This is a genomic window from Buchananella sp. 14KM1171 (assembly GCF_041380365.1).
Classification (GTDB): Bacteria; Actinomycetota; Actinomycetes; order Actinomycetales; family Actinomycetaceae; genus Buchananella; species Buchananella felis.
Window position 1 is genome coordinate 2,075,561 of the sequence record NZ_CP159981.1, and the last position, 16,821, is coordinate 2,092,381.

Here is a 16,821-nt window from a genome sequence, read left to right on the forward strand (position 1 = left end):
TTAGTCCTCGGAAAGCTCGCTGGCGCAGGCGGCGCAGGTGCCGGCCAGCTCCAGGGTGTGGCCAATGTTCACAAAACCGTTGGCGGCGCCAATGCGCTCGATCCATTCCTCGATCGGCGGGCCGTCCAACTCCACGGTGCGCCCGCAAACTCGGCACACCAGGTGGTGGTGGTGTTCGTCGGTGGAGCAGCGGCGGTAACGGGCTTCCCCGTCTTCCAGCCGCAGCACGTCCACCGCGCCCTTCGCAGCCAGCTTGTTCACGGTGCGGTAGACCGTGGCCAGGCCGGTGGTAGAGCCAGCGGCGCGCAGGGCCTCGTGGAGCTGCTGAACGGAGCGGAACTCGTCGCTCGCAGACAACAACTCCATGATTTCCGTGCGCTGTCGCGTGATGCGGGTCATGCAGGCTCTCCAAGAGAAGTGGTAGACGGGGAGAGCCATCATCTCACGGCGAAGTTAGGTGTACCAGAGTGACCTACACCAAGTGCAAGCGGGCGCGGCGCCGGCGTCTAACGAGGGTCGGGCGGCAGCGTCGTCCATCACATTCTTGGTCGGCGCTTTGCCGAAACAAGGTTCACATATGCGGTTCCTGGACGCACGGTTTGCCAAGGGGGCGCGGTAGCTAGAATGAGACCGCCCAAGCGTGACTAAAGAGGGAAACGGCATGTTCACTTCGGCAGAAGAAGTCATTGCTTTCGTCGAGCAGGAAGAAGTTGCACTGATCGACGTGCGCTTCTGTGACCTGCCCGGTGTGCAGCAGCACTTCACCATCCCGGCAGGCGAGTTCGCGGCGGCCGTGACGGACGGCCTAATGTTTGACGGCTCCTCAATCCGGGGATTTACGGCCATCCATGAGTCGGACATGAAGCTGATCCTGGATGTAAACACCGCCTACCTGGACCCGTTCCGTCGGGTCAAGACGTTGATTATCTCCGCCTCGATCGTGGATCCGTTCACTGACGAGCCGTTCTCCCGCGACCCGCGCCAGGTGGCCGCCAAGGCCGAGGCCTACATGCGATCTACCGGTATTGCGGACACCTGCTTCATTGGCGCCGAGGCCGAGTTCTATCTGCTGGACGACGTTCGCTACGACGTCAAGCCGCACTCGACCTTCTTTCACGTGGACTCCGCCTCCGCCTACTGGAACACCGGGCGGCAGGAGGAGGGTGGCAACCCCGGCAACAAAACCCCCATCAAGGGGGGCTACTTCCCGGTCACGCCCCTGGACCAGTACGCCGACGTGCGCGACGCCATGACCGAGCGTCTGCAGGAGGTGGGATTGGTGGTGGAGCGTGCCCACCACGAGGTGGGTTCTGGCGGCCAGCAGGAGATTAACTACCGTTTCGCCCACCTACTCGCTGCGGCCGACGACATGCTGAAGTTCAAGTACGTCATCAAGAACGAGGCGATGCGCTACGGCCACACCGCCACCTTCATGCCCAAGCCGCTCTTTGGGGACAACGGTTCTGGCATGCACTGCCACTTCTCCCTGTGGAAGAACGGCGAGCCGCTGTTCTACGACGAGCGCGGTTACGGCGCGTTGTCTGACACGGCCCGTTGGTTTATTGGTGGCCTGCTGGAGCACGCCCCGGCGCTGCTGGCGTTCACCAACCCGTCCATCAACTCCTACCGCCGCCTGGTGCCTGGCTTCGAGGCGCCGGTGAACCTGGTCTATTCGGCCCGCAACCGGTCTGCCTGCACCCGGATCCCGGTGACCGGGACCTCGCCGAAGGCGAAGCGCGTGGAGTACCGGGTACCGGACCCGTCAGCCAACCCGTACCTGGCGTTTGCGGCCTGCCTGATGGCCGGATTGGACGGCATCCGCAACCGCACGGAGCCGCCGGCACCGATCGACAAGGACCTGTACGAGCTGCCGCCGGAGGAGTACGCGGACATCGCCAAGCTGCCCTCCTCCCTGGAGGCGGCGCTGGACGCCCTGGAGGCCGACTACGACTTCCTCACCGAGGGCGACGTGTTCACTCCGGACCTGATCGAGACGTGGATCGACTACAAGCGCCGCACCGAGGTGGAGCCGATGCGCATCTATCCGCACCCCTTCGAGTACGAGATGTACCTGAACGTCTAGGGGCGCAGGAGGGCTGGCGGGGCCGCTGGGGGAGTGCTTCTCCCGGCGGCCCCGCCGTTTTGCTGGCTTGTGGTTGTACGACGTTGCGCCGGCCGCGCGGATGGAGCGGGCCCCGTTCTTTGAGGCGCCGTGCCCGGGCTGGGGGCCTCCTGCCCGTAATGGGGCGCCGTGCCCGGTTTAGGGGGTTTCGGTCAGCGTCAGGCCGTGGGTCTTTAGGTAGTCCTCCCACTGGTCTGGCAGGGGGATGGCCATGGTGTCCCGGGAGGTGATGGTGAAGAGCGCCACCGGGGCCATGCCGGCTGCCAGGAGCAGGCCGGTGGGGGTGGGGCCCAGGTGTTCCAGGCTGTAGCCCAGGCCCAGCGATACCAGGGGAGCGATGAGGGCGTTGCCCACGCCGGCGGCGGCCCAGACGCGGCCCAGCATCCGCTTGGGGATCATCAACATGTAGAAGCCGCCGAAGGCGGAGTTGGCCGCCGGCACCAGGAAGAGCATGGGGGCGATCAGGGCCAGTTTTACCCAGATGGAGGGGGCCAGGGTGATCGATACCGCGCACACCACGGGCACCGTGAAGGTGAAGCCGATCAGTTTTCCGGTGGGGAAGCGCTTGACCAGTCTGGTGGCTGCGGCGGCGCCCAGCAGCATACCGACGGCGGAGACGGAGTTAAAAAAGGCCGCAGAGATCGGGGCGCTGCTGGTCTTGAGCGTGGAGAGCAGCAGGTAGAGGAAGAAGCCGTTCAGGAATGGGTTGAACAGGACCAACAGGACGGCAAAGCGGCGCATGAGCTGGTTGGCCGCCAGCAGTTTGAAGCCCGCCAGCGCGTGCGAGACCATGCCGCCGGTTTCCTTAGGGGTGTCGGCTTCAGGGGCGGGCGCGGCGCCGGCTGCGGGGGAGGCGTCTTCTTCCGTCACGCCGTCCTCGGCGGCGGCGTCCTCTTCAGCGCGGGCACCTTCCGGCAGCAGCCGGATCCGGGCAGCGGTCACCATGGCCAGGGCGTTGAGGACCAGCTCGGCCGCGAAATTGGAGAGCCAGTGCCAGGTCACCAGCGCGCCGGCGAGCGGGCCGCCGCCCAGCTGTATGGCGGCGTCGCGGCCCTCGTTCATGGCCATGCGGCTGGGCAGTTCCTTGGGTGGCACCACGTCCCGCAGCAGAGCGTCGGTGGACGTGGAGAGCAGGCCGGAGCGCAGTGCCATCAGGACGCCCACCACCAGCAGCAGCCAGAAGGACAGCCCGAACGCGAGCGCCCACGCGATGGCCGCACCGGTGACCACTATGCCGGTGACTGCCTCCACCATCACCAGCTTGCGCCGGTCGAAGTGGTCCACGATCACGCCGCCAGCCAGGAGGCTCGCGCCGCTGACGGCGGTGGCGGTGGCCTGAATGATTCCGGCCTGGCTCTCAGAACCCGTGGCGAGGAATACCAGCACTGGCAGCGCGAAGGCCCGGAAGGCCGCCCCCAGGGACAGGGAGGTGTCCGCCACCAGCCAGCGGTAGTAGTTGACCGCGTTGGCGCTGAGCGGGAACCTGGACTTAAACATCGGCAACATCATAGCTAGGGGCTATCGCGGGGCCGGTGGGCGGAGCCGATGGACGGGCGCGCCCTACTTGCTGACCACCGGGGTCAGGCTGCGCTCCTTGATGTAGTCGCCCCACTTTTCCGGCACGGGCAGGCTGAGCAGGTCGCGCGAGGTGAGGGAGGCAGAGGACACCAGCGCCAGCGCGGCGGTGAGGATCAGCCCGGTAGCGGTGGCCCCCAGGTGCTCCAGGGACAGGCCTAGGCCCAGGAAGACTAGTGGCGCGAACGCGGCCCCGCCCAGGCCGGTGGCGGCGAAGGTCCGGCCCAGCAGGTTCTTGGGGATGATGGTCATGACGAAGCCGCCGAAGGCGGCGTTGCCGGAGGGTAGCAGGAACAGCAGCGGCACCAGCAGCGCCAGCTTGGCCCAGTACCACGGCACCAGGGTGACGGCCAGGGCCAGCGGCACGGGCACCAAGAAGGTTGCCGCCACCAGCTTGCCGGTGGGTACCCGGTCCACCAGCTTCGTGGCCAGCACCGAGCCGGCCAGTACGCCCACGGCAGTGGCCGAGTTGAACAGGGAGGCGCTGATCGGCAGCTTGCCGGACTTCAGGGTGTTGAGCAGCAGGTAGAGCAGGAAGCCGTTGATGAGGGGGAAGAAGAGGACGGACAGGACGTAGACGCGCCGCAGCAGGGCGTCGCCGAACATGACCTTGAAGCCGGCCAGCGCGGTGGCAAGGGGACGACGCTTCTCCCGCGCCGCCTGCTCAGCGGCCGCCTCGTCCTCGGCCGCGTCGCCCTTCGGTGCATCGCCCTCCGCGTCGGCGGAGGCGGAGGGGGCGGCCTCGGTCTCGGAGGCGTCGGCGGCAGCGTCGTCCGTCCCGGCATTGGTGGGGGCGGCATCGGTTTCACTGGCGTCGGCGGCAGCGTCGTCCGCCTCAGGCAGCGGGCGAATGCCAAGCGCGGCAAGCAGGGCCAGGGCGTTCAGGGCGATCTCGGCAGCGAAGGTGGCGATCCAGTTCCAGGTCACCAAAGCGCCGGCGATGGGGCCGCCGCTCAGCTCCACTGTGGCGTCGCGCCCCTCGTTGATCGCCATGCGGCGGGGCAGCTCCTTGGCGGGAACCACGTCTCGCAGGAGGGCGTCGGAGGCCGTGGAAAGCAGGCCGCCGCGAATAGCCATCAACACGCCCAACGTCAACAGGAGCCAGAAGGAAAGGCCGTAGAACCACGCCCACGCCGTGGCCCCACCCACGATCGCCACGCCGCTGAGCGCCTGGATCAACACCAGCTTGCGGCGCTCCACGTGATCCACCAGCACGCCACCAAACAGCATGAGCGCGCCGCTAATCAGCATCGCCACGGACTGGATTACGCCCGCCTTGGCCTCGGAACCGGTGGCGATCACAACCAGGGCCGGAATCGCAAAGACCCGCAGGGCACCGCCCAGGGTGAGGGAAGTGTCCGCCACGAACCAGCGCAGGTAGTTAAAACGGGTCTTCGGTTTTGCGGTCACGGTGCCCACCAAACTGCTCGGCGCAAAGGAAATACCTCGACAGGCTAAAGCTGTTCAGTGGGAGTAGGGGGTGGCCAAGGTCCCGGCGGTGGCGGGCGGTACCGGCGTGTGGAGAGCGCGGGCGGCGCGGATTCGGCCCGGAGCGCCCGGCCCGGTAGGCTAAGGCGGGTGCGCCAACGTGGGCGCAACTATCCCGAGCGCGCCCTCCAGGTGCGCCCTGAAACAAATAGGAGTGCTCATGGCATCCAAGCTCGACGCCGTCATCAACCTGGCCAAGCGCCGCGGGTTCGTCTACCCGTGTGGTGAGCTCTACGGCGGCACCCGCTCCGCATGGGACTACGGCCCGCTGGGCGTGGAGCTGAAGGAGAACATCAAGCGCCAGTGGTGGCAGGCCATGGTGCGTTCGCGCGAGGACGTGGTGGGCCTGGACTCCTCCGTCATCCTGCCGCGCGAGACCTGGGTTGCCTCCGGACACGTGGCCGCCTTCACCGACCCACTGGTGGAGTCCCTGCACACCCACAAGCGCTACCGCGCCGACGAGCTCATCGAGGCCTACGCCGCCCGCAAGGGCCTGGACCCTGACACCGTCACCCTGGACATGGTGCCGGACCCGGAGACCGGCCAGCCCGGCTCCTGGACCGAGCCGCGCGCCTTCTCCGGCCTGCTCAAGACCTTCCTGGGCCCGGTGGACGACGAGGCCGGCCTGCACTACCTGCGCCCCGAAACCGCGCAGGGCATCTTCGTCAACTTCGCCAACGTCATGACCTCAGCGCGCAAGAAGCCGCCGTTTGGCATCGGCCAGATCGGCAAGTCCTTCCGCAACGAGATCACCCCCGGCAACTTCATCTTCCGCACCCGCGAGTTCGAGCAGATGGAGCTGGAGTTCTTCGTGGAGCCCGGCACCGACGAAGAGTGGCACCAGTACTGGATCGACTACCGCAAGGCCTGGTACGTGGGCCTGGGTATCGCGGAGGAGAACCTGCGCGAGTACGAGCACCCGCAGGAGAAGCTCTCCCACTACTCCAAGCGCACCGTGGACCTGGAGTTCCGCTTCGGCTTCCAGGGCAGCGAATGGGGCGAGCTGGAGGGCATCGCCAACCGCACCGACTTTGACCTGTCCACCCACGCCAAGCACTCCGGCAAGGACCTGTCTTACTTTGACCAGGAGAAGGCCGAGCGCTGGGTGCCGTACGTGATCGAGCCGTCCGCCGGCCTGACCCGCTCCCTCATGGCTTTCCTGATCGAGGCCTACCACGAGGACGAGGCCCCCAACGCCAAGGGAGGCGTGGACAAGCGCGTTGTGCTGCGCCTGGACCCGCGCCTGGCCCCGGTGAAGGTTGCCGTGCTGCCGCTGTCCCGCAACGAGAAGCTCTCCCCACTGGCCCGCGAGGTGGCCGCCAAGCTGCGCCAGTTCTGGAACGTGGAGTTCGACGACGCCGGCGCGGTGGGCCGCCGCTACCGCCGCCAGGACGAGATCGGTACCCCGTTCTGCGTCACCGTGGACTTCGACTCGCTGGAGGACGGCGCCGTCACGGTGCGCGACCGCGACACCATGAAGCAGGAGCGCGTGAACCTGGAGGAGCTGCAGGGCTACCTGGCTGCTCGCCTAGTGGGCTGCTGATCCATAGCTGAGGCTTTCGGGGTGGGCCGGCGCTGGGGACAGCGCCGGCCCACCCCCGTTTTGTTTCACATTGGGGCCCGGGCCCTTGCTGTGGAACAATCCCGGGGTGACTTTGCGCATTGGCCCCCTGGAGTTGGGCGTTCCCCTGGTGCTGGCCCCGATGGCCGGCGTCACCAACCTTTCCTTTAGGCGGCTGTGCCGCGAGCAGGCCGTCGCGGCCGTGCGCGAGGCCCGGCCGCAGGAGGAGCTGCCGGAGCCGCTGAACGGCACCAAGGCTCCGGCCGGCCTGTACGTCACCGAGATGGTGACCTCCCGTGCCCTGGTGGAGCGCCACCCCGGTTCCCTGCGCATGGTGGCCAGCGACCCCACCGAGTACGTGCGTTCCGTGCAGCTCTACGGCGTGGACCCGGAAACTATTGCGCGTGCCGTTTACATGCTGGCCGTGGAGGACCGCGCCGACCACGTGGACCTGAACTTTGGTTGCCCGGTGCCCAAGGTCACCCGTAAGGGAGGTGGCAGCGCCCTGCCGTGGAAGAAGGACCTTTTTCGGGACATCGTGACGCAGGCCGTGGACGCCGCCCGGCGCGGCTCCAAGGACGGCGGGCGTGCCCACGAGGTGCCCGTGACCGTCAAGATGCGCATGGGTATCGACGACGACCACCTCACCTACCGAGACGCCGCCCTCTCCGCCCGCGAGGCCGGCATCGCCGCCGTTGCCCTGCACGCCCGCACCACCGAGCAGTACTACTCCGGTAACGCCCGCTGGGAGTACATTGCCCGCCTGAAGGAGACCGTGGACATTCCGGTGCTGGGCAACGGGGACATCTTTGCCGGTGACGACGCCGTGCGCATGATGGAGCAGTCCGGTTGTGACGGCGTGGTGGTGGGGCGTGGCTGCCAGGGCCGCCCCTGGCTGTTTGCTGACCTGGCCTACGCGTTGCTGGGCAGCGACAAGCGCGTGCGTCCGCACCTGCGGGAGGTCAGCGAGATGATCGTGCGCCACGCGGAGTTGAGCGTGGGCGAGTTCGCGGACGAGTACAAGGCGCTGCGCGAGATGCGCAAGCATGTGGGCTGGTACCTGAAGGGATTCGCCGTGGGCGGGCCGCAGCGCCGCGACCTGCAGCTGGTCTCCACCGTGGCCGAGCTGCGCGAGCGCCTGGCCCAGTTGGAGCAGGACCAGGAGTTCCCGCCCGGGGCGGAGGGGCCGCGAGGCCGCGCCGGCACCGCCAAGGTGCCCCACCTGCCCCACCGTTGGCTGGAATCCCGCGAGCTGGCGACCGGGGACGCCGACATGCTGGCCGACGCGGAGTGCGACACCTCCGGCGGCTGATTCTGGCTCTGCCCAGATGAGGGCGCTGGACATCGGGCCGGTTTGACGCGAAGCGGGCGGTGCTGCTGAGGCGGTGGGCGGCGGCGTGCCGCCCCCAAACCCACAAGAGTGCGCTCGGGGTACAAAAGTGTGCCCGGGGGCGTGGCACCGAGCGGTCGGATGTACCCCGTTGCAGCATTTGCGGCCAGGGCGTGGCCGCTCCTCCACTCGCCGAAACTTGTCCAACCCCCACGAGACTTGTCCTTAGCGGGGTGGCTAATGACAAGGCCCGGCGCGGTTTGACAAGTTTCGGCGGGGGAACTCGGAGGGCGGGGTGGGGTGCTTGGAGAAGCACCCCACCCCGCCCCTGGTTTTGGGTCAGACCCGCTCTGCCCAGACGGTCGTGTAGGCGGGAACCTGCACCGCCCCCGCCTGCGTGGAGCTGAGCGGGCCGGAGGCGAGCGCCACGCGCCAGCCCTCGGGTAGCGTCACCGGGGCCTCGAACGCCGTCAGGACCAGCACGTCCGGGCTCGGCCCGGCGTCCCCGGCTGCCACAGCTGCCGCCGCACTGGCCGCCGCACTGGCCGCCTCGCCAGCTGCCGTGCCGTTGGCGGGCCTGGAGGCGAAGGCCAGCGCCCCGTCGTCCACCTCCAGCCACTCCAGTCCGCGCGCGCCCATGCCGTGCTGGCGGCGCAGCCGCAGCGCCGCCCGGTACATCTCCAGCGTGGAGCCGCGCTTGCCGCGCTGCACGTCACGCGCCAACTGGGCATACACCTCCGGCTGGGGCAGCCAAGTGGCCCCGGTGGGGGAGAAGCCCAGCCCCGGCTCGGCCGCGCGCCACGGCAGCGGCACGCGGCAACCGTCGCGCCCGGTCTCCCCACCCTTGGTGCGGAAAAACGCCGGATCCTGGCGCAGCGAATCATCCAGCGTCGTGTGCTCGGGCAGACCCAGCTCCTCGCCCTGGTACAGGTAGGCGCTGCCCGGCAAACCCAGCATCAACAGGGTGGCGGCGCGCGCCTTTTGCAGACCGGCGGCGGCGTCGGGCTGCGGATCGCGGGCATGCACGCCCGCCGGGTTGGCGCCAAAGTGCGCGCGATCCAGGCCCAGGCGGGTGGCGTGGCGCACCACGTCGTGGTTAGACAAAACCCACGTGGTAGTGGCCCCCACTGCGGCGTTCTCCGCCAACGACGCCTCGATCGACTGACGCAGCGGGCCGGCCGCAAACTCCGTGATCAGGAAGGCAAAGTTGAAGGCCTGCTGCATCTCGTCCTCGCGCACGTACAGCGCCAGGCGGGAAAGCGGCTCCACCCACGCCTCGGCGACCAAGATCCGCTCGCCCTCAAACTCGTCCAGCACCCGCCGCCAGCGCCGGTAGACGTCGTGCACTCCGTCCTGATCGAACATGGGCGAATCGGCGGTGCGGATGCCCTCCAGTCCGGCCGGGTGGGAGGCAGTGCCGGCCGGGGCGTTACCTTCCACCATAGAGACGTGCCCGTCCCAGTCCGGCAGTCCGGGGCGCTTGACCAGACCGTGCGCCACGTCCACGCGGAAGCCGTCGATGCCGCGCGCCAGCCAGAAACGCAGCACGTCATCAAACTCCGCACGCACCTCCTCGTTCTCCCAGTTCAAATCCGGCTGGGAGGAGTCAAACAGGTTCAGGTACCAGGAGCCGTCGCCCTCCCACGGGGAGCCGGGCGCGTCCTTGCGGTCGCACACGCGCGTCCACGCCTCCCCACCAAAAATAGAGCGCCAGTTGTTCGGCGGTTCCTCGCCGCCCTCGCCCCGGCCGGGACGGAACATGTAGCGGTCGCGTTCGGGCGAACCGGGCCCGGCCGCCAACGCCTCCTGGAACCACGGGTGGGCGTCGGAGGTGTGGTTGGGCACCAGGTCCACCATCACCCGCAGGCCGCGCTCGTGGGCCGCCGCGATCATCTCATCGGCATCCGCCAGCGTGCCGAACAGCGGGTCAACGTCCCGGTAGTCGGCAACGTCGTACCCCGCATCGTTCTGCGGCGAGGTGTAAAAGGGCGAAAGCCAGATCGCGTCCACGCCCAGCTCCACCAGGCAGTCCAGCTCGGCGATCACGCCGCGCAGGTCGCCAACGCCGTCTCCGGAGGCATCGCGGAAGGAGCGGGGATAGATCTGATAGACGACGGCATCGCGCCACCACTTGCTTAACGCAGACATGACTCTCCTGAGGGGGAGTAGGGACGATTCTTGGCGAGCTCGCACCTGCGAGCACCGGGGAATTTGCTAGCGGCGGGCCCTGGTGGTGCCGCGCACGATCAGATCAGGGGCGAACAGGAACTCGTGCGGCTCCTGCTCCCCGCCGTCGATCTCCTCCCGCAGGCAGTCCACCGCAGCCCGGCACATCGAGGCCACTGGGTGGCGCACCGTAGTAAGACCCGGCGTGGTCAGCACGGACAGGGGAGAGCCGTCGTAGCCCACCACGGACACATCCCCCGGCACGGACAGGCCCAGGGAGTCGGCGGCGCGAATCGCACCGATCGCCATCAGATCGGAGGCGGCGATAACCGCCGTCGCCCCGGCCGCCCAGGCGCGAGCGGCCGCACTCGAACCGCCCTCCGGGGTGTAGAGGCTGTGCTCTATGAGCGGCTCCTGCTCCGGAAAGTGCTTAGCCATAGATCGGCGGAACGCCTCCACTTTACGGGCGGAGGGAATGAGCCGCTGCGGGCCCGTCACCAACGCGATGCGAGTGTGCCCCATCTGCTCCAGGTGCATGACCGCCAGCTCGATGCCGATCGCGTCATCCGTAACAAATGAGGCCGCGTGCACGCTCGGGGCAGAACCGTTGATCGTGACAAACGGGATTCCCTGTTCCCGCAGGCGCTTGTAACGAGAATGATCCGCGGTGGTGTCCGCGTGGCGGCCAGAAACGAAGACCAGGCCAGAAGCTCGCAGCGATGAAAGCGCTTCAAGGTACTCGTCCTCAGAGACGCCGCCGGCAAACTCGGTGCCCAGCAGTGGGGTCAGGCCGCTGCGGATCAACGCGGAGGCGATCTCCTGGGCGTAGTTGCCAAAAGCGGGGTTGACCAGCTCCGGCACGATCACGCCAACCACGCCCTGGGCAGCCGTGTAGAGGGACTCGGGGCGTTCATAGCCAAGTAGGTCAACGGCGGTGAGAACAGCTGTGCGGGTAGCCTCCGCGACGTGGGCGTGCCCGTTGAGCACCCTTGAAACAGTTGCAGTGCTGACACCGGCCTGTTTTGCAATGTCTGCCAAGCCTATTCGCTTGCTCATCTTTGCCTCCTTGCAAGAGCTGTGCACCGCGCCTGCAAGTGTAACGCAAAAGTTGCTGCAACTCGTTGCGGAAACCGTTGCAGTGCATTACCGTTCAAGCATTGACCGGGCTCTGGCGTCCGGCAACTGATCAAAGGAGATACCAAATGCGACGCAGCATTGCCGCCATCGGCGCTTGCGTTCTGGGTCTGAGCCTTGCTGCCTGCGGCAGCGGCGACGCCAAGAACGACGGCGGAACTGCCACTGACAAGCCGTCTGCCGCCCCGAGCGATTCCGCCGAAGGCGGTTCCGCTGAGGGCACCCTGACCATCTGGGCCGACGACACCCGTTTCGACGTTGTCAAGGAGATCTCCGCCGACTTCACCGCGAAGTTTGGTGTTGACGTCAACGTGGTGCAGAAGTCCGAGTCTGACATGCACGACGAGTTCACCGCCCAGGCCCCCACCGGTGAGGGCCCGGACCTGATCGTCATGGCTCACGACCGCCTGGGCGGCCTGGTCGCCAACGGCGTGGTCGGCACCATCGACATCACCGGCGTCAAGGACCAGTTCGCCAAGGCCGCCGTTGACGGCGTGACCTACGACGGCCAGACCTACGGTGTCCCCTACGCGATCGAGAACATCGCGATCGTGCGCAACAACAAGCTCACCCAGGCCACCCCGGCCACCTTCGACGAGATGATCGAGGCCGGCAAGGCCGCTGGCAAGGAGTACCCCTTCCTGGTCCAGCAGGGCGAGAACTCCGACCCCTACCACCTCTACCCCTTCCAGACCTCCTTCGGCGCCTCCGTGTTCAAGCAGAACGCTGACGGCTCCTACCTGCCGGAGCTGGCCATGGGCGGCGAGGCCGGCGCCAAGTTCGCCGAGTGGCTGGCCGCCCAGGGCAAGGCCGGTGTGCTGAACCTGAACATCACTGGTGACATCGCCACCCAGGCGTTCGTGGACGGCAAGTCCCCGTTCATCCTGACCGGCCCCTGGAACCTGTCCAAGTTCGCCGAGGCCGGCATGGACATCTCCGTGCTGCCCGTTCCCTCCGCTGGCGGAATGCCCGCGCAGCCGTTCGTGGGCGTCCAGGGCTTCTTCCCCTCCGCCTACACCAAGAACACCCTGCTGGTGAACCAGTACCTGACTGAGTTCATCGCCACCAAGGACGTGCAGGCCAAGCTGTTCGATCTCGGCAAGCGCATCCCGGCACACACCGAGGCCGCCGCTGGCCTGAGCGACCCGGCCCTGGCTGGCTTCGCCGTTGCCGGTGCCGCCGGTGCCCCCATGCCGGCACTTCCGCAGATGGGTGCTGTTTGGGAGTTCTGGGGCGCAGCAGAGGCCGCCGTCATCAAGGGTGACGGCAACCCGGCCGACGCCTGGAAGACCATGGTTGACAACGTCACCGAGGCGATCAGCAAGTGACGCCAAGCGGGGGCGGGGCTCAAGCCCCGCCCCCGCCCTTATCCTCCCCACAGAAAACTGATTTCCAAGAAGGTGAACAATGGCGTCTGCAACTGGAGACACGTTGCCGGCTAAGAAGCCGCCAACTCGAGCGAAGCGCGGTGGCTTTCTGCGTCCCGAGAAGATCGGGGTCGGCTTCATCGCAAAGCTAGTCATCATGGCCCTGGTCAACGCCCTGGGTCTGTACGGAATCTTCGCGGCCTGGGCCGTGGAGTCCTGGGCCATCGTCGGCGTGCTGGCCGCGCTGCTGGTGGTCGTGGACTACGTCTACTTCAGCGGCAAGCGGGTGGCGGCCAAGTACATGGTGCCCGGCCTGATCTTCCTGCTGCTCTTCCAGGTCTTCGTAATGGCCTACACGGGCTACGTGGCCTTCACTAACTACGGCACCGGCCACAACTCCACCAAGGAAGACGCCATCGCCGCCATCTCGATGCAAAACGAGATGCGCTTGGAGGGCGCCGCCTCCGTCCCCTCCAAGGTCATCGAGCGCGACGGCGTGCTGGGCCTGGCCGTCCTGGAGGACGGCAAGCTCCTGGTGGGCGACTCCGAGCACCCCGCAGAGGTCGTGGCGGAGAACGTCGGCGAGATCCTGGAGGTCCCCGGCGCCCGCATTCTTCCCGTTAAGGAGCTCAACCAGCGCCAGAAGGAGGTCACCGACATCCGCGTGCGGATCTCAGATGACCCCTCCGCCCCGCGCTACAAGACCGAGACGGGCTCCCTGGCGTTCCTGGCGGTCTCCCAGAAGCAGTACGACGCCGAGACGGACACGATCATCGACGTGGTTACCGGCACGGTCTACAAGGCAAACGACCACGGCTCGTTCGTCAGCGAGGCCGGCGAGGAGCTCAGGCCGGGCTGGCGCGTCGCCGTGGGCTTTGAGAACTTCACCAAGATGCTGACGGACTCCCGCCTGGCCGGGCCGTTCCTGTCCTCCGTGGTGTGGACCTTCTCCTTCGCCTTCCTGTCCGTGTTCACCACCTTCGCACTCGGCCTGATCCTGGCGGTCATCTACAACGACCCGCGCGTCAAGGGCCGCGTGATCTACCGGGCCCTGTTCATCCTGCCCTACGCCTTCCCGGCGTTCCTCTCCGCCCTGGTGTGGCGCGGCATGATGAACCAGGAGTTCGGTTTCATCAACGAGGTGCTGCTGGGCGGGGCCAACGTCCCGTGGCTCACCGACCCGACCCTGGCCAAGGTCTCCATCCTGCTGGTCAACCTGTGGCTGGGCTTCCCGTACATGTTCCTGGTGGCCACTGGCGCGCTGCAGTCCGTGCCCAGCGACATCTACGAGGCCGCCCGCATCGACGGTGCCTCCACCTTCCGGATGTTCCGCTCGATCACGATGCCGCTGGTGCTGGTGGCGACCACGCCGCTGCTGATCGCGTCCTTCGCGTTCAACTTCAACAACTTCGCACTGATCTACATGCTCACCGAGGGTGGGCCGGCCTACAGCAACCTGCCCTACTCGATCGGTCAGACCGACATCCTCATCTCGATGGTCTACGCGATCGCCTTCGGCAACGGAACGATCGACTACGGCCTGGCATCCGCGCTGTCGATCATGATCTTTGTGGTGGTGGGTCTGGTCTCCTGGCTCAGCTTCCGCGCCACCCGCACACTCGAGGAGGTCTGAGCCATGGCTGTTGACACGAACCAGAAGATGAGCGTGGGCAAATGGATTGCCCAGGTGGGTTGGAAGCACGTCCTGGCGATCTTCATGATCGTGATCTGTGTGATCCCGCTGCTCTACGTGCTCTCCACCTCGCTGCGTCCGGGCGCGAACCTGACCGGTTCCAACGACCTGTTCGCCCAGGTGAGCGCCAAGAACTACCAGGACCTGAACAACTCCGAGTTCTGGTCCTGGGTGCGTAACTCCATGCTGGTCTCCACCGTTACCGCGATCGGCACCGTGCTGATGGGCGCCAGTGCCGCCTACGCGCTGTCCCGCTTCCGCTTCAAGGGCCGCCGCGGCACCCTGACCTTCCTGCTGCTGGTGCAGATGTTCCCGCAGATGCTGGCCTTCGTGGCGATCTTCCTGTTGATGCTGGCGCTGGGCAAGGTATTCCCCGTGCTGGGGTTGAACAGCCACATCGCCCTGATCGCCATCTACCTGGGTGGTGCGCTGGGCAGCAACACCTTCCTCATGTACGGCTTCTTCAACACCGTGCCGAGAGAGCTGGATGAGGCCGCCATGATCGACGGCGCCTCCCACGCCCGCATCTTCTTCACCATCATTTTGCGCATGGTGGCCCCGATCCTGGTGGTGGTTGGCCTGCTCTCCTTTGTCTCTTCCCTGGGCGAGTTCGTCATCGCCAAGGTGGTGCTGCAGCACCCGGACAAGTTCACCCTCGCGGTGGGCATGTTCAGCTGGGCCGACGACGCCCGCAACGCCAACTGGGGCGTCTTCGCCGCCGGTGCCGTGGTCAGCGCGATCCCCGTGATCGTCCTGTTCATGTTCCTGCAGCGCTACATCGTCTCCGGCCTGACCGCCGGTGCCGTCAAGGGCTAGGCCCGCCCGGTAGCGAGTAAAGAACCGGCCTTCCGCGCTAGTTGCGGGAGGCCGGTTCCCTTTTGCGTGCGGCGAGCGGCGGGAGGGGCGGTGGGTGGCCGACGTCGTCCCCGTGGCCGCGCAAACCGGGCGGCCGCCTTGACTGGGACGGGACCGGCGGCAGCGTCGTCCAAAGACCGGTAGGAACTCAGGCGTCTATGCGCAGCCAAACCGTGGCCTGGGGCGGCAAAACCACGCTCTTGCCGGATTCGTCGCACGGAGCAGAGCAGACCAGCACCTCCCAGTCGTGGGGAATCTCGATCGACTCCTCACTCAGGTTCGTCACGGCCATGACGTCACGGTTTTGCAGGGCGATACAGTGGGGGCCCTGCCAGGGAGCTCCGGTGACCACGGCCAGCGTTCCAGTACCTAGACGGCGTTCGGCTCGCACGCGCAGAGCACGACGCATGGTGGAGTACGGGGTGCAATCAGTCTGCCGCTGCTCAATCACTCGTCCCGCAATGGAGTCCAGCAATTCGTGGGAGTCGGTAGGGTCCTCCACCTGAGAGCGGGCAACCTCGTCCCCCTGGTGCAGGTAGATCGCCCCAGGCAGCGAGAGCGCCAACAGGTTCACAGCCTGCGCTCGACGAGCGGAGTTCGTGGGCTCGTTGAACCACGACTCCACCTCTAGCGGGCCAAAAGCGGAGTAGGAAAAATTGACATTAGGGATCCACGCGCTGGGGTGGTCTAGCTTGGCGCGCTCACGGACGGAAGAAGTAATCGCACCCAGCAGCCCCTCCCCGGTCCAGGGGGAAAGCTGAAGCCGGTCGTCGCGAAGGTGATGCATCCAGTCCTGGTGAAGGTGACGGGAGAGGGACGACGGGAACTGGGCTGAGGCGGTAGCAGCCAGGATCACCTTCTCGCCGTTGCGCGTGCGCAGTTCCTTCAGTTTCTCCACCACGGCCGTGAGGAGCTCTGCTTCTGCCTGCTGGCCGGTCAGCTCCGGCTCAACGATCAACCCCAGCTCGATGCCGTCAGCTCCCAACGCCAAGAACGCCTCGACCCGATCCACCAGCGGAAAACCGTCCACCTCTTTGCCCACGATGGGGGAGGGGACAGGGCCCTGCTGCCTACTTGCCGGGGCGGGGTGGTTGGCACCCGAAACCTGTACGAATGCCCTCAGCCCCACCTGGTGGGCGCGGTCGATCACCCGCTGGATCACCTGGGCGTCTTTCTTATCGGTCGGGTCAAGGTGCGAGGGGCGAAAACAGATAGCCTGCACCCCCAGGCGCGCGGCGTGCGCAACGCTGGCGAAGGTGGCCTCCAGGTTGGGGTCGCCGTACTTGGCGGCAATCACGTCGTACACCGTGGCATCCCGCCACCACTGCACCGGGCCCCGGTAACCACGCTGTAACACCGTCGTCACGAGCGAGTTCAAATCTGCCGGGCCGCCCTGGGATGAAGTCATTGCACCATTGTGGACCATGCGGGCCGGTGCTGGGTGGGCCGTTAGGGGTGTGAGGCTGGTCCCGGCGGCCGGCAAAGCCCAACCCCGCACCACCGCTGTGCCTACAAAAGCCGCCCGGCCCC

12 protein-coding genes are annotated in these 16,821 nt (G+C 66.8%); 6 read left to right on the forward strand and 6 right to left on the reverse strand.

What is annotated here, in order from left to right:
- On the reverse strand, window positions 1-399 hold the full coding sequence (locus tag ABYF38_RS08030; RefSeq protein WP_371151865.1) for a Fur family transcriptional regulator: 399 nt from the start codon (window positions 397-399) through the stop codon (window positions 1-3).
- Window positions 400-661: 262 nt separating this feature from the next.
- On the opposite strand from ABYF38_RS08030, the gene glnA reads away from it, so the two are divergent.
- Window positions 662-2,083, forward strand: coding sequence for a type I glutamate--ammonia ligase (glnA, locus tag ABYF38_RS08035; protein ID WP_371153019.1), 1,422 nt, complete (start codon window positions 662-664; stop codon window positions 2,081-2,083).
- A 177-nt stretch (window positions 2,084-2,260) separates the two neighbouring features.
- On the opposite strand, the gene ABYF38_RS08040 is transcribed toward glnA, so the two are convergent.
- Window positions 2,261-3,619 (reverse strand): MFS transporter, encoded by a 1,359-nt coding sequence (locus ABYF38_RS08040; protein WP_371151866.1) that lies wholly within the window; start codon window positions 3,617-3,619, stop codon window positions 2,261-2,263.
- A 63-nt stretch (window positions 3,620-3,682) separates the two neighbouring features.
- Window positions 3,683-5,107 (reverse strand): MFS transporter, encoded by a 1,425-nt coding sequence (locus ABYF38_RS08045; protein WP_371151867.1) that lies wholly within the window; start codon window positions 5,105-5,107, stop codon window positions 3,683-3,685.
- Window positions 5,108-5,345: 238 nt separating this feature from the next.
- Between ABYF38_RS08045 and ABYF38_RS08050 the strand changes: the two genes are divergently transcribed.
- The gene (locus ABYF38_RS08050) at window positions 5,346-6,728 is read left to right on the forward strand and encodes a glycine--tRNA ligase (protein ID WP_371151868.1); all 1,383 of its coding nucleotides are present in this window, start codon (window positions 5,346-5,348) and stop codon (window positions 6,726-6,728) included.
- Between the two features lie 106 nt (window positions 6,729-6,834).
- On the forward strand, window positions 6,835-8,058 hold the full coding sequence (gene dusB, locus ABYF38_RS08055) for a tRNA dihydrouridine synthase DusB (protein ID WP_371151869.1): 1,224 nt from the start codon (window positions 6,835-6,837) through the stop codon (window positions 8,056-8,058).
- Between the two features lie 357 nt (window positions 8,059-8,415).
- Here dusB and ABYF38_RS08060 read toward each other — a convergent pair whose 3' ends face one another.
- Both ABYF38_RS08060 and ABYF38_RS08065 read right to left on the reverse strand, forming a co-directional pair.
- Window positions 8,416-10,224 carry a glycoside hydrolase family 13 protein gene (locus ABYF38_RS08060; protein WP_371151870.1) on the reverse strand — a complete coding sequence of 603 codons (1,809 nt, stop codon included), beginning with the start codon at window positions 10,222-10,224 and terminating at the stop codon, window positions 8,416-8,418.
- A 66-nt stretch (window positions 10,225-10,290) separates the two neighbouring features.
- Entirely contained in the window at window positions 10,291-11,298 is a 1,008-nt protein-coding gene (locus ABYF38_RS08065) for a LacI family DNA-binding transcriptional regulator (RefSeq protein WP_371151871.1), read from the reverse strand.
- A 146-nt stretch (window positions 11,299-11,444) separates the two neighbouring features.
- Here ABYF38_RS08065 and ABYF38_RS08070 point away from each other — a divergent pair, with 146 nt between their 5' ends.
- From ABYF38_RS08070 to ABYF38_RS08080, 3 genes are all read left to right on the forward strand, one after another.
- Window positions 11,445-12,704, forward strand: a complete 1,260-nt coding sequence (locus ABYF38_RS08070) for a sugar ABC transporter substrate-binding protein (protein WP_371151872.1) — start codon at window positions 11,445-11,447, stop codon at window positions 12,702-12,704.
- 79 nt (window positions 12,705-12,783) lie between these two features.
- Complete coding sequence (locus ABYF38_RS08075) at window positions 12,784-14,376, forward strand: ABC transporter permease subunit (RefSeq protein ID WP_371151873.1); 1,593 nt, start codon at window positions 12,784-12,786, stop codon at window positions 14,374-14,376.
- A gap of 3 nt (window positions 14,377-14,379) precedes the next feature.
- Window positions 14,380-15,252 carry a sugar ABC transporter permease gene (locus ABYF38_RS08080; RefSeq protein WP_371151874.1) on the forward strand — a complete coding sequence of 291 codons (873 nt, stop codon included), beginning with the start codon at window positions 14,380-14,382 and terminating at the stop codon, window positions 15,250-15,252.
- A gap of 187 nt (window positions 15,253-15,439) precedes the next feature.
- Here the strand turns inward: ABYF38_RS08080 and ABYF38_RS08085 are convergent, their stop codons facing one another.
- Window positions 15,440-16,699, reverse strand: coding sequence for a hypothetical protein (locus ABYF38_RS08085; RefSeq protein WP_371151875.1), 1,260 nt, complete (start codon window positions 16,697-16,699; stop codon window positions 15,440-15,442).
- Between the last annotated feature and the right edge of the window lie 122 nt (window positions 16,700-16,821).

Excerpts from the sequence above, each read along its gene's own strand:
- ABYF38_RS08080 (WP_371151874.1), top strand. The coding sequence starts at position 14,380 with ATGGCTGTTGACACGAACCAGAAGATGAGCGTGGGCAAATGGATTGCC.
- ABYF38_RS08075 (WP_371151873.1), top strand. The coding sequence starts at position 12,784 with ATGGCGTCTGCAACTGGAGACACGTTGCCGGCTAAGAAGCCGCCAACT.
- ABYF38_RS08040 (WP_371151866.1), bottom strand. The coding sequence starts at position 3,619 with ATGTTTAAGTCCAGGTTCCCGCTCAGCGCCAACGCGGTCAACTACTAC.
- glnA (WP_371153019.1), top strand. The coding sequence starts at position 662 with ATGTTCACTTCGGCAGAAGAAGTCATTGCTTTCGTCGAGCAGGAAGAA.
- ABYF38_RS08085 (WP_371151875.1), bottom strand. The coding sequence starts at position 16,699 with ATGACTTCATCCCAGGGCGGCCCGGCAGATTTGAACTCGCTCGTGACG.
- ABYF38_RS08070 (WP_371151872.1), top strand. The coding sequence starts at position 11,445 with ATGCGACGCAGCATTGCCGCCATCGGCGCTTGCGTTCTGGGTCTGAGC.
- ABYF38_RS08065 (WP_371151871.1), bottom strand. The coding sequence starts at position 11,298 with ATGAGCAAGCGAATAGGCTTGGCAGACATTGCAAAACAGGCCGGTGTC.
- ABYF38_RS08050 (WP_371151868.1), top strand. The coding sequence starts at position 5,346 with ATGGCATCCAAGCTCGACGCCGTCATCAACCTGGCCAAGCGCCGCGGG.
- ABYF38_RS08030 (WP_371151865.1), bottom strand. The coding sequence starts at position 399 with ATGACCCGCATCACGCGACAGCGCACGGAAATCATGGAGTTGTTGTCT.
- ABYF38_RS08060 (WP_371151870.1), bottom strand. The coding sequence starts at position 10,224 with ATGTCTGCGTTAAGCAAGTGGTGGCGCGATGCCGTCGTCTATCAGATC.